The following is a 23,666-nucleotide window of genomic DNA, read 5'->3' on the forward strand; positions in this document are numbered from 1 at the left end:
TCGTCGCTACGACGCAGCAGAGTGTCACCGATTCGGGTTCGATGGTTACACTCTGTAAATGCCGCTCACGCTCGCCGAAGTGGTTGCACTTCCGGTGATGACCGCCGGCGCGCCCGAGGTGCTCAGCGCACGCCACTGGAACGAGACCATTCGGTGGGTGCACAGTAGCGACCTCGCCGATCTGTCCACTCTTCTGCAGGGCGGCGAGCTCGTCTTGACCACCGGTGCCGCGCTGGCACGGTCGCCGCGGAAATACCTGCGGAGGTTGGCGGCAGCCGGCGCCGTCGGCGTCGTCGTCGAGCTGGGCTCGATCATCGACGAATTACCCGGCGAAGTCGGAATCGTTGCCGAAGAAGCCGACATCGCTCTCGTCGTGCTCCACCGAAGAATCCGCTTCGTCGAGCTCACCGAGGCGGTGCATCGTATCCTCGTGGCCGATCAGTACGAGGAGGTCGAGTTCGACCGCACCGTGCACAGGACCTTCACCGAGCTCAGCATGCGGCGCGCATCGATGAGCACCATCGTCGATGCCGCCGCCCGCATCCTGGAAGAACCTGTGGTGCTTGAGGATCTGTCGCACCAGGCCCTCGCCGTATCATCCGGCGTACCGGCCGATCTGCTCGCCGACTGGGAGCGGCGTTCCCGCCGAAGTCCCGGACGCAGCGGTGACAGTGAACCGTGGGCGGTCACCGGTGTCGGCCCCCGCTCGCAACTGTGGGGGCGCCTGGTGATTCCGTGCGCACCATCGGACACCATTCGCGCGACGACCACGCTTGAGCGGGCGGCGGCCGCACTGGCCATGCACCGCATGATCGAACAGGACCGCACGAGCGTGCAGCATCAGGCACAGAGCGGGCTCATCGACGATGTGCTGCGTGGCCGGCTCTCGGACGACCGGGACGTCGCCGCGCGCGCCGCAGCACTGGGATTGCGCAGTGCCGCGCACTACCTACCGGTGAATGTGCGGGTGGCCCGCGGCCCGGAGATGTTCGACCCGGTCGCCGGACATCGCCGCAACGTGGCACTTCTCGACGCTGTCGCGCATACCGTCAACGCATCCGGCCATTCCGGGCTGTTCGCTCTTCGCGGAGATGGAGAGGTGGGTGTCGTTCTCGCACTGAAGAATTCGCGATCAGTGCCGGGGGACAAGCCGCTGGAAGCGCTCTCAATCCGAATCCGCGCCGAGGTCGAACGGGTGGAAGGCACTGATGCCTCCGTCGTCGCGCTGGGGCCATCGGCTGAGCATGTGACCGACGCCATCTCAGGACTGGCCGAAGCCGCCGACATCGCTGAGGTCGCCCTGACGATGCGTGGCGCCGGCAAGCCGTTCTATCGCGCATCCGACGTCAGACTGCGAGGACTGATCGCACTGCTGCGCGACGATCGCAGACTCCAGCGGTTCGCCGAGTCCGAGCTGAAGGCTTTACTGTCCACCGACGGGAGCGCCAGTCCCACGAATTTGACGGTGCTCCGCGAGTACCTTCGCCTGGCAGGCAACAAAGCGGCAGTCGCGGAGCGCCTGCACATGAGCAGACCGGCACTCTACAAGCGGCTCCGGACGATTCGTGACGCGCTGGGTGTCGACATCGACGACGGCGAGTCGATGACGTCACTGCACGTCGCGTTGATGATCATGGAGAATTCGGGCGACCAGCGGCCGAACTAGTCCCTGATATGCACCTCTAGAGGCACCCGAGCGCCGCCAGCGCGCACGCTTCGTCCTCGGCGGCGCTCGCGCCGCTGACACCGATTCCGCCGACGACGACTCCCTCGACCGAAATCGGGACGCCACCACCGAAGATCACGAATCGACCGCCGCCGTTGGCGTGCAATCCGAAGAGTTCTCCGCCGGGGGCGGCCAGAGTCGCGAGTTCCGATGTGGCGATGCGGTTCGCCACCGCGGTATAGGCCTTGTCCACGGCGAGAACCGGACCTGCGATCTCCGCGCCGTCCATCCTGCCGAATGCGATGAGATGCCCGCCGGCATCGACCACCGCAGCGGATACCAGCAGCGATCGGCTCGTGGCTTCCGCGTGCGCCGCGTCGATCATGCGTAGCGCCGTCGCCAGGTCGACAGTCATGCCTTGATCACCGAGACAACATAGCCCGGATTTCGCTGGGGACACCACCGTCGGAACGGAGCGAACCGGCCCCGCAGCAAAGGCGGGCCCTTTGGGACGATTAGGTCCAGCCATTACCCGCGGGTAGTGTTCGCAGTGTTGGTGCTAAAGATACTGGCACCACAGTCAAGTCCGGAATGGTTCTGCATCGCTTGCCGTGAGCCATCTCGAATCCGGACGTCATTGCATTCATTCGATGGCGGCAGCAACATGCCGCGCTTGTTGAATCGCGCATCCATGTGACTGGGCTGTTGCCCAGTGATCTCTCCACCGGCCCTCCGGGAACGCTGTCGGGAAAAATCGCTGCGCGCCAGTGAAAGTCGCCCACCTATTCATCGTCGTGGTCGCTTTGCGGCCCGGCATCAGAAGGAGAATCACATGACCACCAATAATCCCACCGCTGATCACCGCTCGGCCACACCGACGGCCTACAGCGCGGTTGATGCCCAACCCACCCGGACGCCGGTGCGGCGCGGCGATGAGACCAAGGCTGCCTACAAGACCACTGAATTCATCGTCTACGTCGTCGCCGTTGTCGGCGTCCTGCTGGCATCGTTCCTCGTCAGCACCACCGAAGCCCACGAGGATTACTTCAGGGCCGACCGCGCATGGTTCTACGTCGTGATCCTGAGCGTGGCGTACATGGTGAGTCGCGGACTGGCGAAGTCCGGCAGCCGCCACCACGACGACGCATAGTCCACCAGAGCGGCCCCGCGGTCATGGATGAATCAACCGCGCCAGGGGATTCCGCACAGCCTTGACGCACCGATTGCCCCCGCCCAGTGCTGCACGCACTGGCGGGGGCACTCGCATGCATCACCGCCGTGCGGCAAGCAGCTGCCTGGAGTCAGACTGTTCGGGTCGGTCACAGTGTTGCTGCGACACGGGCACTGCATCCACGCGCGGCGTCGGCAGCGTGGGAGTCAGCGCCTGTTCCCGCAGGGTCGCCAGGGAACGCGCGAGAAGGCGCGACACATGCATCTGAGAGATCCCCAGACGGCTGGCGATCTGACTCTGAGTCATGTTGTCGAAGAAGCGAAGTCCCAAGATGGCGCGTTCGCGTTCGGACAGCTTGGCGATCAGCGGGCGCACCGCCTCGGCATCGACGATGCGGTCGAGGTCGACGTCCACCAACCCGAAACTGTCGCCCACCATCCGTGAGTCTTCGTCGTCCACTTCCCGCCGGGTCGTGTCGTAGGACACGGTGGAGTACGCGCTTGAGGCGATCTGCGCTTGGACCACCTCGTCGCGGTCGATCTCCAGATGGTGGGCGATCTCACTGGCGGTCGGCGGGCGTTCCAACAGCTGATAGAGCTCATCTCGGGCCCGATTAATCTGCGGGCCAAGCTCTTTCATTCTTCTCGGCACCTTGACCGACCATCCGCAATCACGGAAGTACCGGCGCACCTCACCCATCATGGTCGGAACGGCGAAGGCCAGGAACTGTGAACCGAACTCTGGATCGAAGCGGTTCACCGCCTGAATCAGACCCACCCGCGCGACCTGCACAAGATCGTCGGCCGCTTCACCGCGGTTGTCGAAGCGTCGCGCAATGTGGTCGGCGAGGGGCAGGCATCGTGCAATGATTGCCTCCCGCTGGCGCCGGTACTCGGCCGACTGCTCGTCCAACGCCGCGAGATTGGCGAACATCTCCGCGATATCGGCATATTCGGACCTGGTTTGTGACGTCACTGGAGAGCCCTTCGTCCGCCAGACTTGATGAAAGCGGCTCAGAGCGTGAACCTGGCAGGGTGCGCGGCGGGCCTCGGCTAGACCTCACGGCGCAGAGAGCACAATAATTATCGCGCCTCAGTGCTGAACACTGTGGCCGATGACCAGCCTAGACCTCTCCCCGGGTGCGCGCATCGCATCGCCGCGAATGCGATAGCCGGGGTTCATGATCTCGGTCCGCGCCAGCCGCCCGTCGCTGCGCCGGGGTCACGCCTGCCGATGGACAATGCGACGGGAAAAGCTCTGCCAATAGCGCCATTTCAGCTACGGTCACCCAGGACGGATTGGCGTGCTGCGGCGCTCGGAACACCTCCATCGACGCCAAGCCGCGGACAAAGAGCAATTCGGCAGCTGTCAGCGGTTGGTCGAACAGGGGAATGTGGACTGGCACCTGAAGCCGACCATCCTCGTCGAAGGCGTCGCCGGTCACTCGACCGGCGCCCCATACGCCCCGTTGCGGGTGTGCCGAGACCCAGAACAGCACCGGCTGCCCGGCCCGGATGAGTCGCGAGCGGTAATTGGCGGCAACACACCAGGACCGCTTGGCCTCGCCGGCCGCACGCATCGGCTCGACAGGTGTTCGGCGCGGATTGCACTTGATGACCCATGCTCCGAGCGTCTCGGCGGTGACGTTGCGTGCTGCTGCCACGCGACAACCGCCCGATTACCTGAGTGCGGAGTCGATGAAGTCGCGCGCGCGATCGAGCATCGAAGCAAAGGGGCCGACCGCGAAATTGAGCTTGGCCGACTCGACGCCCGGGTGCGGTCGGGTCGGAGCGATGGCCTGGGCGGCCTGAACTGCGGCCACCATGCGCTTCAGATCGTCCGGGTCGAGGTCGCGTTGGAGCCTGCTGAACTCCTCGGTCTCCTCGCGTTCGGCGTGATCGACCACTGCGCCCTTGAACAACAGGAGCGCGTCCATGAACTCCTGCGAATCGATGTCCATGCTCTCGAGTGCGGACAGCTGTTCTTTGGCTTCGTGTTCTTCCTGCAGTCGGGCGTCGACGATGATGTCTCCGCCTTCGATGTCCTGGCGCGCCCGGGGATGGACCACCATCTCTTCGGCGGTCTCGTGCACGGCCAGCAGCTGGCGCAGGTCGACGAATGCCTTCTCCCGCGCTTCGGACCCGGACGCGTGCACCACGTCGTCGAACATGTCCTTGATCTGGTTGTGCTGATCCCGAAGGAACTCGACCACGTCGTCGGTCGACTGCACGAATGTCTCTACCACAGCGTCTACCTCTTCTATCAAGTTCTATCGAGATCTATCGGCTCGGCGCGGGGCTGTGCGCTCAGCTGCAGGATCCCCGAACGCAAAGCGCTCAAACCGAGCAATCGCCCGCGCCACGTTTGCGCCGTCCGGCCCGGGGTATCACGGACAAGCCGATCGCTTCCAGCACGCGGAGCATCGTTCGGTGACACACGTTGAGGCGGGCCGACGGTCGAGATCCACGCCCGGCCCGCACAACAAGATCAGCGCCTCGGGTCGAATGGTCAGGGCGGCCCCGCGCACGTTACTTCTCCACGTCGCTGAGCCCTCGTGACGCCTCGATGGGCTGATCAACGTGTCCAACCGGCCGGCCGAGAGCCCGGTCAGAGAGTCGGCGCTCGTCGAATTGCCGCGCGCCGGCACAGAATTCAGGAGAAAACACCCATGTACCTTCACACTCAGCAGCTCATCTACGAGATCGTCGTCGACGAGCCCGATCCCGCCGCAGCGAACGCGCTCCAGGAGGGTCTCGGTGGGCAGTTCGGCGAGATGCGCACGATGATGCAGTACCTGTTCCAGAGCATGAACTTTCGCGGTGACGTGGCATCCAAGCCGTACAAGGATCTGCTGCAGGGTGTCGGAACCGAGGAGATCAGCCACGTCGAGCTGATCGGCACCACGATCTCGCGCCTGCTCGACGGGTCGCCGGCCTACCAGGGCAAGAAGACCGACCCTGTCGACCAGCCCGGCGCCAAGGGTGCCACCCCGCTGAAGATTGCGTTGGACACCGGCAACATCCATCACTACCTGGTGGGTGCACAGGGTGCACTGCCGGTCGATGCGGCCGGCAACCCGTGGCTCGGCTCCTACGTCTACAACAGTGGAAACCTCGTCCTGGACCTGCTGTACAACCTGATGCTGGAGTCGACGGGACGCCTTCAGAAGTGCCGCATCTACGAGATGACCGACAACAAGACGGCACGCTCGACGATCGCGTACCTGATCGTGCGGGACCAAGCCCACGAGAACGCGTTCGCGAAGGCGCTGGAGAGCCTCGGTGTGAACTGGGGTGCGGCCCTGCCGATCCCGAAGACCAACGCCGAGCAGTTCCCGGAGGTCAAGAAGCTCGTCGACCAGGGACTGCAGAGTGTCCAGTACACCTTCAGCGCCGACGACCAGAGCCAGGCCGCGAAGCTGTACCGGGGTGCTTCCCCGTCCAACGACGGCACCGAGTTGAGCACCGCAGTCATGCCGGAAGGGTTCCCGATGACCATCGCGCCGGAACGGCGTGAGGAGTTCTCGCCCGGGCTGGACAAGGAACTGCTGTCGCTCATCCAGGCGACGGCCGAGATCGAGATCACGACCAACGACTAGTAGTTGTTCCAGCTCTCGGGCGGGTCGGCGTGCGACGCCGGCCCGTCCGAGAGTGGTTCGTCGAGTGTTTCTAGTCGACCTCGGTGAACACCAGCACCGGTATGGTGCGTCGTCCCGCCAAGCGTTCGTAATCGGCGTAGGACGGAATGAAGGTCTTCGCGAGGTTCCACAACCGGTCCCGCTCGTCGCCCGCTGCCTCGTGCCCGATGAAGGTGCCGGTGTAACCGCCGGCCGAGATCGTCACGCGGGGTTCGGCGAGGACGTTGTAGTACCACGCCGGGTGACGGGAGCCGCCGTAGTTCGACGCCACGACGACGGCCCGGCCCGCTTCGGTGAAATACGTCAACGGGGTGGTTCGCCGCCGGCCGGTTTTGGCGCCAACGGTGACCAGCAGTAGTTCGGGTGTCACCATCGCCGACGACAGGCGCCCGCGGCTCAACCTGAGCAGCGGCCGGTCGACGCGGGGAGCCACCCGACGCGCGAGCCACCGGCCGGGGGTGTTGCCGGTCAACCGGGCGCCGATGCGCAGCAACGGAGAGCCGGCTGTGGGGTCGACCTCGGGGATGCCCATCGCCACGATGTTAGGCACTGCGCGGTTTCGACGAGCGTCGGCCTGGCTATGGTCACGGCATGGCCATCACCGAAGTTCGCGAAGTACTCATCGAGGCGTCGCGGGACGACGTCATGGCAGTCCTGATCGATCTGGAATCTCTGACCGAGTGGTCGCAGGCGCACCAGGAGATCGAGATCCTGGAACGCGACGCCGACGGGCGGCCGAGCAAAGCCCGGCAGGTCGTCAAGATCGTCGGCGTCAGCGACGAGCAGGTGCTCGAGTACAGCTTCGACGACGACGGGGTGAGCTGGACGCTCGTCAGCTCGAGCCAGCAGCGAGCGCAATCGGGCCGCTACGTTCTGACCTCGCAAGGGACGTCGACACTGGTCCGTTTCGAGTTGACGGTGGACCTGATAGCGCCGCTGCCCGGCTTTCTGATCAAGAAGGGCGCCAAGGGCCTGATGGACACGGCCACCAAGGGGTTGCGCAAGCGCACGCTGGAAGTCACCGGAGCCTGACACCCCGGGAGGCGTGCCCGCTGAACAGCGGCGATTATCGTTTTCGGTGCCGCGGGCAATAAAATCGATGGCGCAATGACCGATACCACCGCAGCCGTGCCGACGACCACCGGTCCGCAGGCAGTCCGCATCTCCGCCGAAGCGCAACGTCGCCGCACGTTCGCCGTGATCAGCCACCCCGACGCCGGCAAGTCCACCTTGACCGAGGCGTTGGTTCTGCATGCCAAGGCCATCACCGAGGCGGGAGCCATCCACGGTAAGTCCGGCCGCCGCGCCACCGTGTCGGACTGGATGGAGATGGAGAAGGCCCGCGGTATCTCCATCACCTCGACGGCTCTGCAGTTCCCGTACAAGACCGGCAGCGGGAACACCTGCGTCATCAACCTGCTCGACACCCCAGGGCACGCCGACTTCTCCGAAGACACCTACCGAGTGCTGACTGCCGTCGATTCCGCGGTCATGCTCATCGACGCCGCGAAGGGTTTGGAGCCGCAGACGCTCAAGCTCTTCCAGGTGTGCCGGCACCGGCGAATCCCGATCATCACGGTCATCAACAAGTGGGACCGCCCGGGGCGGCACGCCCTGGAGTTGATGGACGAGATCCAGTCACGGATCGGGCTGCGGCCCACTCCGTTGACGTGGCCGGTGGGCATCGCCGGCGACTTCAAGGGCGTGCTGGACCGCCGCACCGGCAACTTCATCCGGTACACCCGCACCGCGGGAGGAGCCACCGCGGCGCCCGAGGAACACATCGACCCCGCCCGGGCGCACGACGCCGCGGGCGTCGACTGGGACACCGCGGTCGAGGAATCCGAACTGTTGAGTGCCGACGGCGCCGACTTCGACATGGACACCTTTCTCGACTGCACCTCGTCTCCTGTGCTGTTCACGTCGGCCGCCCTGAACTTCGGGGTCAATCAGCTTCTGGATGTTCTCGCCCAGCTCGCGCCGCCGCCGAACGGCCAACTCGACGTCGACGGCAACCGGCGTGAGGCATCCGCTCCGTTCAGTGCCTTCGTGTTCAAGGTCCAAGCGGGTATGGACTCCGCCCATCGCGACCGCATCGCCTATGCGCGGGTGTGCTCGGGCACCTTCGAGCGCGGCGAGGTCCTGACCCACGCGTCGACCGGCAAGCCCTTCGTCACCAAGTACGCGCAGTCGGTGTTCGGGCAGCAGCGATCCACTCTGGACACCGCCTGGCCGGGCGACGTCATCGGGCTGGCCAACGCCGCCGCCCTGCGCCCGGGCGACACCCTGTACCAGGACGTCGCCGTGAAGTTCCCGCCGATTCCGAGCTTCTCACCCGAACATTTCGCGGTCGCGCGAGGAACGGATCCGAGCAAGCACAAGCAGTTCCGGAAAGGGATCGAGCAGCTGGACCAGGAGGGCGTCATCCAGGTCCTGCGCTCGGACGTGCGCGGCGATCAGGCGCCGGTCTTCGCCGCCGTCGGGCCGCTGCAGTTCGAGGTGGCGACCCACCGGATGGCCAACGAATTCAGTGCGCCGATCGAGCTAGAACGGCTCCCGTACACGGTGGCCCGCATCGCGGATCCCGGCGATGCCGAGACCCTGCAGAAATTGGCGTCCGTCGAGGTGTTTACCAGGACCGACGGTGTCATGTTGGCCGTGTTCTCCACGAAATGGCGACTGGAGCACGTCCAGCGCGACCTTCCGGATGTCACGTTGCGTTCGTTGGTCGCGGCAGAGGACTGAACCTCTCGCCCCGCCCAAACCTGTTCTACGAACCGCGATTCGGCGATCACCCCGATTGCCGTCGAACGTGGTGCGGAAGATGTATGGGAAAACCGTTGTCGCTCATGCGATTAGACGACCCATCCGTGTCTTTGTGCCACAGTGCCACCACAGCCTGCCGCCGGCGGAAGTTTGGATACCACTACCAGTCTGCTGAAGATGTGCTGATCGCTCCTAGCTGCAGTTTTCGGTCTTCAGAAGCCTCGGCAGCCCCCGCCAAGGCTCGGATGGGATGACGCACAGCCAATTTGGGAAGCGCCGATGTTCTACCTTTAACCCGTCTCACACCACAGATCAGCAACGGGAGCACTGCACAGGCGGGGTGCTCCCGGCATCGACCAGATCGCGATCAACCACGACCGATCGGACCCGCCCGGGTCCGCGCAGGGATAGCTAGGGGAAACATGAAGGTAATCAGTCGAGTGCTGGTGGCGGTGGTGGCGTCCGTCGCGGCTCTGTTCGTGGGCACCGGCACTTCGCATGCGGGGCTGGACAACGAGCTGAGCATCGTCGACGGCCAGGGCCGCACACTGACGATCCAGCAGTGGGACACCTTCCTCAACGGTGTGTTCCCGCTCGATCGCAACCGCCTGACCCGCGAGTGGTTCCACTCCGGCAAGGCGACCTACATCGTGGCCGGCGAGGGTGCCGACGACTTCGAGGGCACGATGGAGCTGGGTTACCAGGTCGGCTTCCCCTGGTCGCTGGGTGTGGGCATCAACTTCAGCTACACCACCCCCAACATCGCCTACGACGGTTTCGCGTTCGCTCCCACCGGTGATCCCGACTTCGGCTTCTTCAACAGCATCGTGACCCCGCCGCTGCTCCCCGGCGTCTCGATCTCGGCAGACCTGGGTAACGGTCCCGGCATCCAGGAAGTCGCGACCTTCTCGGTGGACGTCAAAGGGGCGGGCGGTTCGGTGGTGGCATCCAACGCCCACGGCACCGTGACCGGTGCCGCCGGTGGTGTGCTGCTGCGCCCCTACGCCCGGCTGATCTCCTCGACCGGCGACAGCGTCAGCACCTACGGCGCACCGTGGAACATGAACTGACACCAGTCAACTCCGACTCGGCCCTCGCCCTCCGGCGGGGGCCGAGTCGTCGCTACGCCCCGGGATCTGGAGTCCGCTACCGATGCCTGTCGTGGCCCTGGTTTGATATGAGCCGTACTCACGAGGGAGAGGACCGTCCCCCTCTGACCGATGGTCGTCCGGCAGGGCTGGCCACCTGCACGGTGGACCGCTGAAAAATATGCGGGCGATGGGCACCGTCGGGCACAGTGGACTACGGACAACCGGAAGGCTTGGCTGTTGGGCATTACCGAATCGATGGAATCGGCGGCGCGACCGGCGGTGAGAATGTGAGCGTGCCGCAGGATCAGCCCGACGATCTCGTTCCGATCGGCACACCCATCGATCTCGACAATTGCGCCCGCGAGCCGATCCACATTCCCGGCAGCATTCAGCCGCGCGGAGTGCTCGCCGTGGTGCGCGAGCCTGATTTTACGGTGCGCCAGGTCAGTGCCAATGTCGGCCAGATGCTCGGCCGATCCGTCGATGCTGTGTTGGGTCGGCAGCTATCTGAGCTGATCGGCCCCGACCAGGCTGCGAAAGTCCAGAAGGCGGCCTCGACGTTCGGCGACCTGCGTCAGCGCAACCCGATCGAGTGCGACGTCGACGTGAACGGACAGCGGCGCCCCTTCGATGCGATCCTGCGGCGGGAGCCCGGGGGTGTCCTCCTGGTCGAGCTGGAAGTCGCGTATGGCGAGCGCCCGTACTCCTTCCCGAACACATACCAGGCGGTACGAAGCTCGGTCGAGGACCTGAACCGGGCCGACAGCCTGACCGAGTTATACGACACCATTGCTCGCGCGGTCCGAGACCTGACCGGCTTTGACCGGGTGATGGTGTATCGCTACGACGAGGACTACAACGGTGAGGTTGTCGCCGAGACCAAGCGCGACGACCTCAATTCCTTCCTCGGGCTGCACTACCCGGCCACCGACATCCCGGCCCAGGCGCGGGCGTTGTATGAAAAGAACTGGATCCGGCTGATCTCCGACGTCAACTACACGCCGGCCCCGCTGGTGCCGGCCATCGACCCGGAGGTCGGCGCGCCCCTGGACCTGACCTACGCCACTCTGCGCAGCGTCTCGCCGATCCACGTCGAGTATCTGCAGAACATGGGCGTGCGCGCTTCGATGTCGATCTCGTTACTGCGTCACGGCCGGCTGTGGGGGCTGATCGCGTGTCATCACTACTCGGGACCGCACCTCCCGCCGTTCGGCACGCGGGTGGCTGCCGAATTTCTCGGATCGACGCTGTCGTTGCGGCTCGTCGATCAGTTCGAGGACGACGAACTCCATCGCAGGCTGTCCGCGCAAGCGGTCCTGAGCAGCCTCACAGCCGCCACGATGGACGACGGCGACACACTTGTCTCGGGGCTGCTCGGCAAGCCTGACCTGCTCGACCTCGTGCCCGCCGACGGTGTCGTCGTCGACATCGAGGGCCACCGAGCCAGCCGTGGCGCGGTTCCGCCTCCCGAGGTGGTATCCGCCGTGGCGGCATGGGCGCGCAACGGGAACGACGACATCGCTCGCACCGAGAAGCTGTCACAGGAACTTCCTGCGCTCGACATCGACACCGAAGTCGCCTCCGGAGCGCTCGTGCTGAACCTGCCCGATGGGCAGCACGTGGCGTGGTTCCGCCGGGAAGTTCTGCGCTCGGTGGACTGGGGCGGCGATCCCCACAACAAGGCGATCGCCGTCAGCGAAGGTGACGACGTTCGGCTCAGCCCACGCAAATCCTTCGAGCGTTGGCGTGAGACTGTCCGACAACGCAGCGACCCGTGGACGCCGAGCGAGATCGAGTCCGCCGAGGGTCTGCGGCGCCACCTGGTGGAATCGCTGTACCGCCGCACGCGGGGCGCGCTGCGGGTGGCCGACCTGCTGCAGCGCAGCCTGCTGCCACAGTCCATTCCCACCCTGCGCGACTGGCAGCTGTCCGCGCACTACAAGCCGGCCGCAGGTGATCGGGTGGGCGGCGACTGGTATGACGCGTTCGAGCTTCGCGACGGCCGGCTGGTCGTGTTGCTCGGCGATGTAGCCGGCCACGGCGTCACAGTGGCAGGAACCATGGCGCAACTACGAAATGCGTTGCGCGCGCAACTGTTTGCAGGAGCAACACCGGCCGAGGCGCTGACACAGCTCAACGACTTCTGCGTGCACCTGTTGCCGACGGCGTTCGCGACGGCTGTCGTCGTCAGGGTCGACCTCGACTCGGGTCTTGTTGAGGCCGCGTGCGCCGGCCACCTGATGCCGTACGTGACGAACTCGGTGCCGGTCGCGGTCCCGGCGCCCATCCAGCTCTCCGCGCCCATCGGGGTCAAAGGCGCGTCGTATGCGCCGAGTGCGTTCACCGTCGACCCCGGCTACGGTCTGGTCCTCTACTCCGACGGTCTCGTGGAGCGTCGCGGGGAGTCGATCGACGACGGACTGGAACGGCTGGCCAAGACACTCGGCGGAGCGGGCGACGTCCCGGCATCGTCGATCTGGACGGCGATGGCGTCAGGGCACACCGATGACGACGTCACCATCGTCACGCTTCGTCGCCTCTGAGCCTGGACCACCGCGTGGATCGACGCGGGGACCGGAGAACGTGTCGTGGGGGAGTTTGCTGCCAGATGCAGGCTCGCTGACGCATGTGTCAAATCCGCGTCGGGCGTCAAGGCGACTCGGCAGCGGTGCATGTGTCCATGATCAAGGTTGCCGCGCCGGGTGTCGATCTTGGCAAACGGATGCGCTGAGAGGCACATCACGAGCCCGTAATTTTTATTAGCGCTACAGCCTCGAGCGATAATGTGGTACGGACGAACTACATTCTCCGCACGGCAGTGTCACGGGTGTACAACGTGGTCCGACAACCAACAATGCTCATTTCAAAGCCATGAACGCGCCTACGTCGGAAGTGGCATCGAGTGCACGATCGTCGATATCGCAGGGACCGTGTGCGAACGGAGTGGTTTGTCAGCGAATGTAACCGCCTTCGCTGTTTTCGCATTCATTAGAACTGTGCAAAATTTGCTGGTGAAGAATGTTTAACGACTCATATGCTTCCCTGGCGCCGAACGATCGGCGCACATCCATTCTGTGAAATCCGGGGAGAACCTATGCGTATCAACGTGCGCAAAGCGGGCATCGCCTGCTGCACCGTCTTTGCTTCAGCGTCTCTGGCGCTGTCCATCGCAGCGCCGAGTTGGGCCGCCAGTTCAGCGCTGGTCATCGGCGGCATCTCGACGCCGTCGCTGTCGGACACGTTGATGTCGCCGCTGCTCGGGGGCGCGCTGAAGAATCAACAGCGGGTGAGTGTCAATTGGCCGGCCCAGGCGGGACCGATGACGGGCAAGAACGATCTGACCCTCGGTGCGTCCATCAAGCAGGGCCAGACCAACCTCAACGCCCAGATCAGCGCAGCGCTCGGTCGGCTCGGCAAGGATGCCAACGGCAATTACGTCAAAGGCGAGAAGGTGACCGTCGTCGGCCTGTCTGCCGGATCGCTCGTCGTCAACGAGGTACTGCGGCAGCTGGCTGCCGACGCCAACGCCCCCGGCAAGGACCAGATCACCTTCATCGTCGTCGCGGACTCCAGCCGCCAGAGCATCATCGACGACAATGCCAAGTACAACAAGAACTTCGACTACACCTACCGGCCCGCGCCGGAAACCAAGTACGACGTCGTCGTCGTCACCGGTGAATACGACGGCATGGCCGACTTCCCGGATCGCTGGTGGAACGTCCTGGCCGTCACCAACGCCATTGCCGGAGGAATCTTCGTCCACGTGCCGGTGATGTATGCCGACCTGTCGAAGGTCCCGGCGCAGAACATCGACGTCGACGTGAACAGCAAGGGCGGCACGACCACGCACTACCTGGTGCCCACCGAGAAGCTGCCGCTGGTTCGGATGTTCCCCTCGCTTGCAGCGCGGGAAGCCGAGCTCAAGGCCAAGATCGACAAGGGCTACAGCCGCAACGACGTTCCGGTGGGTGCGCTACGCACCCTCGTCGCGGCGGCCCCCGCAGCCGTCGCTCCTGTCGTGGTGTCTGCAGTCGCCGAGACCACGGTCGCTGCCGTCAGCGCTCCCGTGGCCACCCAGGCAGTCACCGCCAATCCGGTGAAGATTCAGAAGGCGCCCGCTTCCGCGGTGGCCGCTGCCACCCCGGCCCGGGTCGAACAAGTCACTGACGCCGCCGCGGACGACACGGCCAAGGCAGTCGACATCGACGACGACAGTGCCGACGACATCGACGAGGACATCGACGGGGGCATCACCGATGCCGCTGCCGACGCAGAGACGACGAGTACAGACGAATCCGGGACGGACGTCGACGAAGCGCCGAAGGCCGCCGACACTGCCGACACCGGCTCGGTATCAACAGGTTCCGACGAGTCGACCAACTCGTCGACCAACGAGTCCGGGTCCTCTGACTCGTCAGGCTCGACGGAGTAACCTCCCCGGTCTCCGCAGGCCCGAGGCCCCGGCGCGATTACGCCGGGGCTTCGTGGTGGCTGGGCCCGACGCCTGACGATTCGCCGCCGGGCACCCGCACGACCGTCCCGCTTCCCAGCAACTGGGACGCGGTCAGGCCGAAGGTGGCCTTGAACCGGTCGGCCAAGTGGGAGGGACTGGCGAAACCGGCCTCGACGGCTGCTTCGGTCAGGTTCTTTCCCGCACTGAGCGCCACGCCGGCGCGGATGAGCCGCATCCACAGCCGGTATTGCCGCAGGCTGGTGCCGGCCTCGCCTCGGAACAGGTGCAGGAAGCGAGATTCGGACACACCGAGTTCGGTGGCGAGGCTGCGTGCCGACGGAGCGTCGACAGCGTCGGAGCCGATCCGTGCGAGCACATCGCCGATGCGGGGATCCAACCGCCGGGGCGACGCCGGTGCGGCCAGATCCAGCCATCGCTGCGCCGCGTCGTCGTCCGTCGGCACCCTCGTCAGCGCATCCGCATCCACATGGTCGGTGGCGAATTCTCCAGCGGAGCAACGGAATCTCCGCTGACAGCCACTCGCGCGATCCGATGACGGATCGAGATAGCATGACACCAGTCGCCCGCCCGCGGTATCGAGATGGTGGACGGTGCGGGGCGGGATCAACACACTGCGCGCGACGATCCGCTGCCTGCCGGCGGTGACCGTGACCTCAAGGTCGGCACCGACCACCAGGCACCACGCTGCACCGGAATGCGGTTCGAGGCGCAGACTGGGCCCGGCGTAGAGGGCCTGTCCGGGCCACAGCCAGACGGCCGGATAGCAGGTTTGTGGAAGCGCCGGGGCGCCCGCTGCTGTCATCGTGAACTCCTCACCGATGACAGGGAGGTTAGCGTGTCAGCCGCAGGCACAGTCGTCACCATCGTCACCGCGGTGTTCTTCACCGGGATGGGGATCTACGCTCTCGCAACGCCGGCCCGGTTGATGGCTCCGTTCGCCATCGCGCTGGATTCGGCCACGGCCCGCTCCGAGGTCAGGGCGGTCTATGGTGGCTTCGGTGTGGCGACCGGTGCGATTCTCGCCGTCGCCGTTGCCGACCCGCAATTGCGCCCCGGTGTCCTGACCGCGGTGGCCGCCGCGCTCGCCGGCATGGCCGTCGGACGGCTGATCTCGGCACTTGACGGCCGAAGTCGCTTCTATCCCAACTGGTTCTACTTCGGTGTGGAGGCCGTCGGCGCGGCGGCACTGTTCGCGGTCGTCTGACCACGGTGTCGACGCCTGCACCGGCGGGCAGCGGCGATCGGCGTCAGGGGGTCAGGGCCACCTTGAGGTGTTCGGCTGATCGCGAGAACGCTGCGGCGTACGCCTGGGTCGCGTCATCCAGGCGCATGGTGCCCGTGAAGATCCCGTCGACGCTGAGACGGCCCTGCTGCAGCAGCGGGATCAGCTCGGGCCAGGTCTGCTGGACGGGGGCGGTCGTCATCCTGATGGTCAGGCTGCGCAGCAGGCAGACGAGCGCGGGCAGGGGATAGGGCGCCAGATCGTGCACACCGACGACGGAGACGGTGCCGCCGGTCCGGACGCACGCCAGAGCGTCGTCGAGCGAGGTATCTGTGCCCACCGCGTCGATCACGGCATCGGCGCCCAGACCACCTGTTGCTTCCAGGATCGCCTGGGCGGCGGGGGCCGCCACGGGCCGAGCGCCGGCCTCGGCGGCACGATCGCGCCGCGCCGCGACGGGGTCGACGATGAACACCGTTGCGGCGCCGAGTACATAGGCACTGCGCATGGCGCACTGACCGACCGCGCCCGCGCCGATCACCGCGACGGTACCGCCGACCGGGATGTCGGCCCGTTTGGCCGCGGCCCATCCGGTGGCGAGGTTGTCGGTGAGCAGCAGCGCCTGCTCGGTGTCGATCCCGTCCGGGATCGCCAGCAGCTGGAAATCGGCGGCCGGCACGGCAAGAAGATCTGCCTGTGCGCCGCCGAGCAGACCCGAGCCGAAAATCTGCGGACCGCGGACACACTTGACCGGGTCGTGTGTCCGGCAACCGGCGCAGCGGCCGCAACCCGCGACCGACGACACCAAGACCCGGTCTCCGAGCGTGAAATCAGCCACGTCCGAGCCGGTTTCGACCACCACGCCGACAGCCTCGTGGCCGACCGCGACCGGCTCGTCGATCGGGTAGTGGCCTTCGAGGAAATGTAGATCCGAACCGCAGATCGCCGTCGCCTCGACCTCGATGATTGCGCCGTCGGGCCCGGGCAGCTGGGGATCGGGCCGATTGTCGACACGCACCTGCCGATCCCGGTCGACGACCACCGCACGCATGTCAGCTCACCTCGTCGGTGTCGAAGCGGTAGTTCGACCAGTCGGGATCCTGCAGCACAGAACGGTATTCGCAGAGGCGCCACGGGCTGACGGTATGGATCTCGCCGTCGGCGTTCTTGAAGTACGAGTGCTTGACGGCCGGGTGCGCCCACACCGTCTGCGTGATCTTCTCCTGGGTGCGGCGGTGCCACTCCTCGGTGGGAGCCGTCAGCGGCTCCATCGCGCGGGCGCCGGTGCGGATCAGATGCTCGAGGCAGGCGTTGATGTACTGCATCTCGAGCTCCGAATGCATGATCAGGCTTCCGCCGTGCGCGAGATGGGTTCCCGGACCGTAGATCATGAAGAAGTTCGGGAACTTCGGCACCGTGATGCCCAGATAGGCGTACGGGCGCTGACCCCATTCGGTGTGGAGGTCGGCGCCGTCGCGACCGCTGACGGTCATCGGTACCAGCAGGTCGGTGGCGCGGAATCCGGTGGCGTAGACGATGATGTCGGTGTCGTGGACCTCGCCGTCGGCTGTGACGATGCCGTCGGGGGTGATCCGGTCGATCGGTGTACGGACGAGATCGACGTTCGAACGCTTCAGCGTGGCCAGCCAGCTGCCGTTGTCCTGGAGTGTGCGTTTACCGGTCGCCGGGTAGTCGGGCAGCACCTTCGCCAGCAGCTCGTCGTCGTCGCCGATCTGCGTGGTGATCCAGTCGGTGAACATGAGCCGGGCGATGGCGTTGATGTCACTGACCGCGTTGTCCTGGTCGGTGTAAGCGGGATCTACCCGCGCGGCGTCGAGCCCCTTGTCCGCGCCCGGCCACATCAGCAGGAAGCGATACCAGCGCGCGTAGTACGGCAGATGCTCCATCGCCCAGCGCACACCGTCGGGCACGCCTTCGTGGTACATGGGATTGGGGAACATCCACTGGGCGGTTCGCTGGAACACTTCAAGGCGGTGCACAGTCTCGGCGATCGCCGGCGCGATCTGGAACCCGCTGGCACCGGCTCCGATCAACGCGACGCGCTTGCCGGTGATGTCGACGGAGTGGTCCCACGCCGCCGAGTGGAAGGACGGGCCGGAGAACGAATCCTGGCCCGGAAAGTCGGGCAGGTTGGGTCGGTTCAGCTGGCCGACGGCAGTGATGACCGCGTGCGCGGTGAGGGTCCTCATTCCACCGCTGTCGCGAACGGTGACCGTCCATGTCGCAGTGCCGTCGTCCCAGGAGGCGGAGACGACCTCGGTCTTCCACCTGACGTGGTCGTGCAGGCCATGTCGGCTCATCACGTCGTCGAAGTATGCGGCGAGTTCGGGTTGTTCGGCGAAGAAATGTTGCCAGTGGTTGCTCGGCTCGAAGCTGTAGCAGTACAGGTGGTTGGCGACGTCTACCCGTGCCCCGGGATAGGTGTTCTCCCACCATGTTCCACCCGGCCCGCCGTTCTTCTCGATGATCTCGAACGGAATGCCGGCCTGCTTGAGGCGGAGTCCGGCGAGGACGCCGGACTCACCGCAGCCGATGACGAGCACCCGGAACGTCTCGGCCAGCCTGGGTTCCACGGCTGCCGGTCGTCGCGGATCGGCGCCCTCGAGGTCGAGTTCCTCCAGTACCAGCGGAAGGTTGTCGTCGTCCACGGGTTCGGCCGCGGCCCAGTTGAGCATCTCGATGACCAGCTCGGGCGGTAGCGGGGCAGGGGTCGGGCAGCCTCGGTCGCGGTAATCGACGATCGCGGACAGTGCCGCGGCGCGGGCGCGGGACTTGTCCTCTTCGCTCATGAAGCCCTGCACTTCGTTGAGGAACAGTCCGGCCTGGGCGAAATCGCGGATGAACATCGGGTCGCCGGTGATGTGCACCATCGACAGCAGCAGGGTCGGGATGCTGACCTGCTCCAACGCCGCAGCGATCTCGGACGTCGGGGTGGAGAAGCGCTGGCCGGCATGGAACGTGCGCGTCACTGGTTCCCCTCTCAATACGCTACTACGCGTAACGTATATCTGTCAGGGTCGGGACGCAATCCCCTCCACGATCTCGGACGACGTCGCAGGCGCGGCCGTGAGTTCTCGCGCGGACCGGCGGACCGCCCAGACGACGACCACGAGTGCCGCCGCCGTCAACGGATAGCCCATCGCGATGCGGGCGAAGGCCAGCCAGCCTGTGGAGCCTGCCTCATACAGCCAGTTCTGCGTCACGAACCGTGATGCGAACACGGCCACCAGTACGAGGGTCGCGATGTCGTAACCGACACGGGAACGCCGATGCAGGCGCCAGACCTGCCCGGTACCGCTGATCGCACCCCAGATGACACCGACCAAGGGCCTGCGCAGCAGAACCGATGCGAAGAAGACCAGCGCGAGCACCAGGGAGGTCCAGATGCCGATCAGGAAATAGTCTCGTGCAGAGCCGGTCTGGTACGCGATGGCCGCAGCGATGGCGACGCCGAGCAGTCCTGAGACGGCCGGCTGCACCGGCTCCCTGCGGAGCAGGCGCAGCGCAGCGATTCCCGCACCGGATCCCACCGCAAGGGCTACGGCAGTGTTCAACCCGGCCACCGCGTCGGCCACCACGAAAACCACGCTCGGCAGGCTGGCAAAGATCAGTCCCGCGCCGCCCCCCATCTGCTGAAGCAATGTCGGTTTGTGTTGCGTCTCCGTGCCTTTCGTGGCCTCCACTGGGGTCGAGAACGGTTCGGGCAATGACATTCGGTCCCTTTCGGCGGGGTGGGCAGGGCAGGACGCATCCGGCCGCCGGGGTACTACTGTCCCGGCGAGCAGTCGGATGTCGTTATGTATCTGTTGGAGGAGTGATTTCGCGCGTCAGGGCGCTACCGGACCACCGAATCGTCCGTTGGTGGCGTCGCGTACCGCGCGGTCGATCAGATTCAGCGCCTCTTTCTGGGTGACTTTCTCTTTGTCGACGATGACCCTGCGGCCGACATCCTCATCGATGACGCGAAATGCTCCGGTGACTGCGGCCGCGCACAGCCGGACGGTGAGGTCCTGTTCGGGCAGGTGTAGTCGTTTCGCGACGACGGGGATGAAGTCGCGTTCCATTTCGTCGTGCACCATCAGGTACGCGGTCCGCAGCGCCGGTTCAGACGCGGACATGGTGGCGATGCGCAGCGCGCCGACCTCATCGGCGAGCTCCTTTTCGGTCAGGGGATGGTCGGCGATGTCGGCGGCCATGTGATCGGCCAGAGACAGCTCCGCCGGCCACCGGTGCGCCAGGGTGATGAAGCGCTGGGCCGACAGGGCAAGAACCGGCTCGACACAACTCTCCTTGCTGCGGAAGTACCGCCAGATGGTCCGCGTGGAAAGACCTGCGGCAGCGGCGATGTCGTCTCCACTGGTGGCGGCCACGCCACGCTCCCAGAACAGTGCGCAGGCGTGGCGGGACACTTCCAGCCGAGCCTGTGCCTGCTTCTGCGTGCTCACGCCGCGCGCGTCGCCGGTCGCAATTCCGACCACCTCCTGACACTTAGTGACAGACCCACTGTGTCACTAAGTGACATGGAGCGCAAGTGGCACGGTCAGCCGGCGATGTCCGCAGTTACGGCGGCATCGGCGGACTTTCGCTTCTTGTCCTCGTACATCAGCTCGTCCGCGCGGGTCAGCAGTTCGTCCAGGGTGCTGATGTCGGTGCGCGGCACCTCCACCACGCCGATACTGGTGGCCAGCAGGTAGGGCCGTCCACTTGTTTCGTTGAATCGACGGCACGCATCGACGAGCCGGGCTTTCAGTGCTGCTGCCCCGCCGCCGTATTCGGTTACCAGCACCGCGAATTCGTCACCGCCGAGCCGTGCGACGATGTCGGACATGCTCATCGACGTACGCAGCACGTCGGCGACATCGGCGATCAGCACATCGCCCGCGTCGTGGCCTTCCTCGTCGTTGACCCGTTTGAGGCCGTCGACGTCGAGGAACGCCAGCGCGCAGTCGTGGCCGTGGGTGCGTGCGGCCAGTAGTGCGGCGTTCGCCAGGACGTGGAAGCCGCGCCTGTTGTTCAGTCCGGTGAGATCGTCGGTGAGCGAGAGTCGACGGATTTCCTCGTTGGCCTGCTCCAGTGCGGCCGTGCGGTCGTGTACCCGCTGTTCGAGCTCGCCGTAGATCTGGACGTTCTCCATCGCGATGGAAGTCGAGTCGGCGAGAGCCTGCAGCAGTGCCACCTCGCGAGGGGTGGGCTCGTGCTCGTGTCCCCAGTAGTTGCCGATCGCCCCGACCGGATCAAGTGTGCGGATCGGAACCATCACCAGGCTCCTGACGAACGTCGGGCGGTAGGCCTCGTGGGGAACCCGATCATCGAGGTAGATGTCGGGGATGATGGCCGCTTCGCGATTGAGCATCGCCCATCCGCTGATGCAGATCTCCATGGGGAAGCGGCTGCCCTTCCACAGCGGGGCAATCGCATCCTCGTCGGCGTAGAAGCACTTGCCGTTGTCACGCAGGACGAACGTGGCGCCGTCGCAGCCGGTGAGCTCGCGAGCCGCGGTGCGGACGATGGTCTGAATCTCAGGCAGGCTGCGTGCCAGCGAGAGTTCCTGGACGGCGTGCAGCAGACGCACCATGCCGCGCGCGTAGTGGGGGTCCGGAGTGGCCTCGACGGGGTCGGGGGGCATCGACGACACGTAGGGGGCGCTCATCCGGTACCTCCGTGCAGTACCGATCGCCGTGTTTTCGACGATCGTGGGCCGACGTGGCCAGTCTACCCCCTCGACAATTCGCTGGCTGTAGGGAACATGCAATTCGACGGGCTTTGTCCGGTAGCCGTCGGTGGGCAGAGGCAGCTTCGCGGCCGTTGCCGTGCACACCTCCGGTGCATAGAAGGCCGGACACGGGGTACGCGAAAGCCCATGAGTGACACCGCACTACTCGTGATCGACATGTTCAACACGTACACCCATCCCGACGCCGAAGAGCTCGCCGCCAACGCCGCCGAGATCGTGACTCCGATCTCGGACCTCATCGCACAGGCGGCGGCCCGCGACGACGTGGAACTCGTCTACGTCAACGACAACTACGGTGACTTCACCGCGACGCACACCGGCATCGTGCAGGCCGCCCTCGACGGAGCGCGCCCAGACCTCGTCGCGCCGCTGACACCGGAGCCGGACAGCCGCTTCCTCACCAAGGTGCGACACAGTGCGTTCTACGCGACTCCGCTGGATTATCTGCTCAGCCGGCTGGGTGTCCGGCGCATCATCCTGACCGGGCAGGTGACCGAGCAGTGCGTTCTGTACACCGCGCTCGACGGATATGTGCGGCACTACGACGTGGTGGTCCCGCCGGACGCCGTCGCGCACATCGACTCCCAGCTCGGGGAGGCGGCGTTGAAGATGATGGAACGCAACATGAAAGCCGAGTTGTCCTTCTCCGCCGACTGCCTGCGCTGACGGTGTAGCCTCACCGCATGGAAGTACTACGGTCTGTAGTTGTCCTGCTGCATATCGTCGGCTTCGCCGTCACTTTCGGGGCGTGGGTGGCCGAAGCGGCGGCGGGACGTTTCCGCACCAGCCGAGTCATGGACTACGGCCTGCTGGTCTCGCTGCTGACCGGCCTCGCACTCGCGGCACCGTGGCCCGCGGGAATCGAGTTGAACTACCCGAAGATCGGCGTGAAGCTGGTTCTGCTGGTCATCCTCGGCGGGTTGCTCGGCATGGGCAACGCCCGCCAGCGCCGCAGCGGGGACGCGGTGCCGCGCGTGCTGTTCTACGCGGTGGGCGTGCTGTCGTTGGCGGCAGCCGCGATCGCCGTGGTGTGGTGACCTCTACTGTTCCCCGAGGCCCATCAGCTCGGTGACGTGGTGGTCGCGTCCCGCGGTATAGCCACCGTCGACGGCGATGGCCTGACCGCTGACGAAACTGGCACCCGCCGACAGCAGGAAGGCCGCCACCGCGGCCACCTCGTCGGGGCGGCCGAAGCGTCGCAGCTTGTGCTCGTGGCGCAGTTCCTCCCGCGGACCCTCCATCCCCGCAATCCCCATCACGGAATCGAACATCGGGGTCTGGATGAAACCCGGGCAGATCACATTGGCGCGAATTCCGCTGGGCCCGTAGTCGATCGCAGCGTTCTTGGTCAGCAGCACGACACCACCCTTGGAGGCGTTGTAGGCACTTCCGCCCGCCGTTCCCTCCAGGCCTTCGACGCTGGACAACGTGACGATGGCGCCACGCTCGCCGTCGACGCGGTCCTGCTTGACCATTTGCGACAACGCGGCGCGCATCACCAGGAAGGTCGCCTTGAGGTTGATGTCGACGACGCGATCCCATTCCGCATCGGGAAGCAGGTGGATGGGACCACCGCCCCCCACACCTGCGGAGTGCACCACACCGTCCAGCCGGCCCGCTTTCTCGACCACTGATGCGACTGCCCGCTCGACCGCCTCGGTGTCGCTCACATCACCGCTGAGGTAGTCCGCTGCATCCGAAAGTGTCTGCGGTGCTTCTGGTGTGAGATCGAAGCCCACGACGTGTGCACCGTCGTCGAGGAGTCGGCGCGCCGTCGCTTCGCCGATGCCCGACGCCGCGCCGGTCACGAGAACACCCTTGCCGTTGAGGCTGCTGGACATCGGCCCAGTATGACCGACCCCCGCAACGGCGAGGCGCCGATCA

At 65.6% G+C, this 23,666-nt stretch carries 23 protein-coding genes; 11 read left to right on the plus strand and 12 right to left on the minus strand.

Annotated elements, in window-relative coordinates:
- Positions 1-58 precede the first annotated feature (58 nt).
- Positions 59-1,666, plus strand: coding sequence for a PucR family transcriptional regulator (locus EL337_RS08180; protein WP_048634326.1), 1,608 nt, complete (start codon positions 59-61; stop codon positions 1,664-1,666).
- A 16-nt stretch (positions 1,667-1,682) separates the two neighbouring features.
- On the opposite strand, the gene EL337_RS08185 is transcribed toward EL337_RS08180, so the two are convergent.
- Entirely contained in the window at positions 1,683-2,081 is a 399-nt protein-coding gene (locus tag EL337_RS08185) for a GlcG/HbpS family heme-binding protein (protein ID WP_048634325.1), read from the minus strand.
- A gap of 417 nt (positions 2,082-2,498) precedes the next feature.
- On the opposite strand from EL337_RS08185, the gene EL337_RS08190 reads away from it, so the two are divergent.
- Positions 2,499-2,816 (plus strand): hypothetical protein, encoded by a 318-nt coding sequence (locus tag EL337_RS08190; protein ID WP_048634324.1) that lies wholly within the window; start codon positions 2,499-2,501, stop codon positions 2,814-2,816.
- Positions 2,817-2,936: 120 nt separating this feature from the next.
- On the opposite strand, the gene EL337_RS08195 is transcribed toward EL337_RS08190, so the two are convergent.
- The 3 genes from EL337_RS08195 to EL337_RS08205 all read right to left on the minus strand — a co-directional run bounded on the left by EL337_RS08195 (position 2,937) and on the right by EL337_RS08205 (position 5,082).
- On the minus strand, positions 2,937-3,770 hold the full coding sequence (locus EL337_RS08195) for a SigB/SigF/SigG family RNA polymerase sigma factor (protein ID WP_327407035.1): 834 nt from the start codon (positions 3,768-3,770) through the stop codon (positions 2,937-2,939).
- A gap of 190 nt (positions 3,771-3,960) precedes the next feature.
- A complete protein-coding gene (locus EL337_RS08200; RefSeq protein ID WP_083443212.1) occupies positions 3,961-4,500 on the minus strand; it encodes an EVE domain-containing protein in 540 nt (179 codons plus the stop codon).
- Positions 4,501-4,515: 15 nt separating this feature from the next.
- A complete protein-coding gene (locus EL337_RS08205) occupies positions 4,516-5,082 on the minus strand; it encodes a hemerythrin domain-containing protein (protein WP_048634323.1) in 567 nt (188 codons plus the stop codon).
- Positions 5,083-5,505: 423 nt separating this feature from the next.
- Here EL337_RS08205 and EL337_RS08210 point away from each other — a divergent pair, with 423 nt between their 5' ends.
- Entirely contained in the window at positions 5,506-6,435 is a 930-nt protein-coding gene (locus EL337_RS08210; protein WP_048634322.1) for a manganese catalase family protein, read from the plus strand.
- 70 nt (positions 6,436-6,505) lie between these two features.
- On the opposite strand, the gene EL337_RS08215 is transcribed toward EL337_RS08210, so the two are convergent.
- Positions 6,506-7,006 (minus strand): nitroreductase/quinone reductase family protein, encoded by a 501-nt coding sequence (locus tag EL337_RS08215; protein ID WP_048634321.1) that lies wholly within the window; start codon positions 7,004-7,006, stop codon positions 6,506-6,508.
- Positions 7,007-7,065: 59 nt separating this feature from the next.
- Here EL337_RS08215 and EL337_RS08220 point away from each other — a divergent pair, with 59 nt between their 5' ends.
- The 5 genes from EL337_RS08220 to EL337_RS08240 all read left to right on the plus strand — a co-directional run bounded on the left by EL337_RS08220 (position 7,066) and on the right by EL337_RS08240 (position 14,763).
- Positions 7,066-7,506, plus strand: a complete 441-nt coding sequence (locus tag EL337_RS08220) for an SRPBCC family protein (RefSeq protein ID WP_048634320.1) — start codon at positions 7,066-7,068, stop codon at positions 7,504-7,506.
- 75 nt (positions 7,507-7,581) lie between these two features.
- Positions 7,582-9,219: a peptide chain release factor 3 gene (locus EL337_RS08225; protein WP_048634319.1), complete on the plus strand. Its 1,638-nt coding sequence runs from the start codon at positions 7,582-7,584 to the stop codon at positions 9,217-9,219.
- Positions 9,220-9,662: 443 nt separating this feature from the next.
- Positions 9,663-10,310, plus strand: coding sequence for a porin MspA (locus EL337_RS08230; protein WP_048634318.1), 648 nt, complete (start codon positions 9,663-9,665; stop codon positions 10,308-10,310).
- Between the two features lie 308 nt (positions 10,311-10,618).
- The gene (locus EL337_RS08235; protein ID WP_048634317.1) at positions 10,619-12,874 is read left to right on the plus strand and encodes a SpoIIE family protein phosphatase; all 2,256 of its coding nucleotides are present in this window, start codon (positions 10,619-10,621) and stop codon (positions 12,872-12,874) included.
- Positions 12,875-13,425: 551 nt separating this feature from the next.
- Entirely contained in the window at positions 13,426-14,763 is a 1,338-nt protein-coding gene (locus tag EL337_RS08240; RefSeq protein WP_197724206.1) for a PE-PPE domain-containing protein, read from the plus strand.
- 37 nt (positions 14,764-14,800) lie between these two features.
- On the opposite strand, the gene EL337_RS08245 is transcribed toward EL337_RS08240, so the two are convergent.
- Positions 14,801-15,607 carry an AraC family transcriptional regulator gene (locus EL337_RS08245; protein ID WP_048634316.1) on the minus strand — a complete coding sequence of 269 codons (807 nt, stop codon included), beginning with the start codon at positions 15,605-15,607 and terminating at the stop codon, positions 14,801-14,803.
- 87 nt (positions 15,608-15,694) lie between these two features.
- Between EL337_RS08245 and EL337_RS29005 the strand changes: the two genes are divergently transcribed.
- Positions 15,695-16,009 carry a DUF4345 domain-containing protein gene (locus EL337_RS29005; RefSeq protein ID WP_048634346.1) on the plus strand — a complete coding sequence of 105 codons (315 nt, stop codon included), beginning with the start codon at positions 15,695-15,697 and terminating at the stop codon, positions 16,007-16,009.
- Positions 16,010-16,052: 43 nt separating this feature from the next.
- On the opposite strand, the gene EL337_RS08255 is transcribed toward EL337_RS29005, so the two are convergent.
- The 5 genes from EL337_RS08255 to EL337_RS08275 all read right to left on the minus strand — a co-directional run bounded on the left by EL337_RS08255 (position 16,053) and on the right by EL337_RS08275 (position 21,698).
- Positions 16,053-17,078, minus strand: coding sequence for an alcohol dehydrogenase catalytic domain-containing protein (locus EL337_RS08255; RefSeq protein WP_048634315.1), 1,026 nt, complete (start codon positions 17,076-17,078; stop codon positions 16,053-16,055).
- A 1-nt stretch (position 17,079) separates the two neighbouring features.
- Entirely contained in the window at positions 17,080-19,017 is a 1,938-nt protein-coding gene (locus EL337_RS08260; protein ID WP_048634314.1) for a flavin-containing monooxygenase, read from the minus strand.
- Positions 19,018-19,059: 42 nt separating this feature from the next.
- Positions 19,060-19,761 carry a DUF3159 domain-containing protein gene (locus EL337_RS08265; RefSeq protein WP_053086859.1) on the minus strand — a complete coding sequence of 234 codons (702 nt, stop codon included), beginning with the start codon at positions 19,759-19,761 and terminating at the stop codon, positions 19,060-19,062.
- Positions 19,762-19,875: 114 nt separating this feature from the next.
- Positions 19,876-20,526, minus strand: a complete 651-nt coding sequence (locus EL337_RS08270) for a TetR/AcrR family transcriptional regulator (protein WP_442412719.1) — start codon at positions 20,524-20,526, stop codon at positions 19,876-19,878.
- A 62-nt stretch (positions 20,527-20,588) separates the two neighbouring features.
- Complete coding sequence (locus EL337_RS08275; protein ID WP_048634312.1) at positions 20,589-21,698, minus strand: GGDEF domain-containing protein; 1,110 nt, start codon at positions 21,696-21,698, stop codon at positions 20,589-20,591.
- A 210-nt stretch (positions 21,699-21,908) separates the two neighbouring features.
- Between EL337_RS08275 and EL337_RS08280 the strand changes: the two genes are divergently transcribed.
- Positions 21,909-22,448 carry a cysteine hydrolase family protein gene (locus EL337_RS08280; RefSeq protein WP_048634311.1) on the plus strand — a complete coding sequence of 180 codons (540 nt, stop codon included), beginning with the start codon at positions 21,909-21,911 and terminating at the stop codon, positions 22,446-22,448.
- A gap of 17 nt (positions 22,449-22,465) precedes the next feature.
- Positions 22,466-22,819 carry a hypothetical protein gene (locus EL337_RS08285; protein ID WP_048634310.1) on the plus strand — a complete coding sequence of 118 codons (354 nt, stop codon included), beginning with the start codon at positions 22,466-22,468 and terminating at the stop codon, positions 22,817-22,819.
- A 3-nt stretch (positions 22,820-22,822) separates the two neighbouring features.
- Here the strand turns inward: EL337_RS08285 and EL337_RS08290 are convergent, their stop codons facing one another.
- Complete coding sequence (locus EL337_RS08290; protein WP_048634309.1) at positions 22,823-23,623, minus strand: SDR family NAD(P)-dependent oxidoreductase; 801 nt, start codon at positions 23,621-23,623, stop codon at positions 22,823-22,825.
- Between the last annotated feature and the right edge of the window lie 43 nt (positions 23,624-23,666).

The organism is Mycolicibacterium aurum (assembly GCF_900637195.1).
GTDB classification, from domain to species: Bacteria; Actinomycetota; Actinomycetes; order Mycobacteriales; family Mycobacteriaceae; genus Mycobacterium; species Mycobacterium aurum.

Excerpts from the sequence above, each read along its gene's own strand:
- EL337_RS08195 (WP_327407035.1), bottom strand. The coding sequence starts at position 3,770 with ATGTTCGCCAATCTCGCGGCGTTGGACGAGCAGTCGGCCGAGTACCGG.
- EL337_RS08275 (WP_048634312.1), bottom strand. The coding sequence starts at position 21,698 with ATGAGCGCCCCCTACGTGTCGTCGATGCCCCCCGACCCCGTCGAGGCC.
- EL337_RS08285 (WP_048634310.1), top strand. The coding sequence starts at position 22,466 with ATGGAAGTACTACGGTCTGTAGTTGTCCTGCTGCATATCGTCGGCTTC.
- EL337_RS08245 (WP_048634316.1), bottom strand. The coding sequence starts at position 15,607 with ATGACAGCAGCGGGCGCCCCGGCGCTTCCACAAACCTGCTATCCGGCC.
- EL337_RS08290 (WP_048634309.1), bottom strand. The coding sequence starts at position 23,623 with ATGTCCAGCAGCCTCAACGGCAAGGGTGTTCTCGTGACCGGCGCGGCG.
- EL337_RS08225 (WP_048634319.1), top strand. The coding sequence starts at position 7,582 with ATGACCGATACCACCGCAGCCGTGCCGACGACCACCGGTCCGCAGGCA.
- EL337_RS08220 (WP_048634320.1), top strand. The coding sequence starts at position 7,066 with ATGGCCATCACCGAAGTTCGCGAAGTACTCATCGAGGCGTCGCGGGAC.
- EL337_RS08265 (WP_053086859.1), bottom strand. The coding sequence starts at position 19,761 with ATGTCATTGCCCGAACCGTTCTCGACCCCAGTGGAGGCCACGAAAGGC.
- EL337_RS08190 (WP_048634324.1), top strand. The coding sequence starts at position 2,499 with ATGACCACCAATAATCCCACCGCTGATCACCGCTCGGCCACACCGACG.
- EL337_RS08215 (WP_048634321.1), bottom strand. The coding sequence starts at position 7,006 with ATGGGCATCCCCGAGGTCGACCCCACAGCCGGCTCTCCGTTGCTGCGC.
- EL337_RS08255 (WP_048634315.1), bottom strand. The coding sequence starts at position 17,078 with ATGCGTGCGGTGGTCGTCGACCGGGATCGGCAGGTGCGTGTCGACAAT.
- EL337_RS08180 (WP_048634326.1), top strand. The coding sequence starts at position 59 with ATGCCGCTCACGCTCGCCGAAGTGGTTGCACTTCCGGTGATGACCGCC.
- EL337_RS08185 (WP_048634325.1), bottom strand. The coding sequence starts at position 2,081 with ATGACTGTCGACCTGGCGACGGCGCTACGCATGATCGACGCGGCGCAC.
- EL337_RS29005 (WP_048634346.1), top strand. The coding sequence starts at position 15,695 with ATGGGGATCTACGCTCTCGCAACGCCGGCCCGGTTGATGGCTCCGTTC.
- EL337_RS08210 (WP_048634322.1), top strand. The coding sequence starts at position 5,506 with ATGTACCTTCACACTCAGCAGCTCATCTACGAGATCGTCGTCGACGAG.
- EL337_RS08240 (WP_197724206.1), top strand. The coding sequence starts at position 13,426 with ATGCGTATCAACGTGCGCAAAGCGGGCATCGCCTGCTGCACCGTCTTT.
- EL337_RS08280 (WP_048634311.1), top strand. The coding sequence starts at position 21,909 with ATGAGTGACACCGCACTACTCGTGATCGACATGTTCAACACGTACACC.
- EL337_RS08230 (WP_048634318.1), top strand. The coding sequence starts at position 9,663 with ATGAAGGTAATCAGTCGAGTGCTGGTGGCGGTGGTGGCGTCCGTCGCG.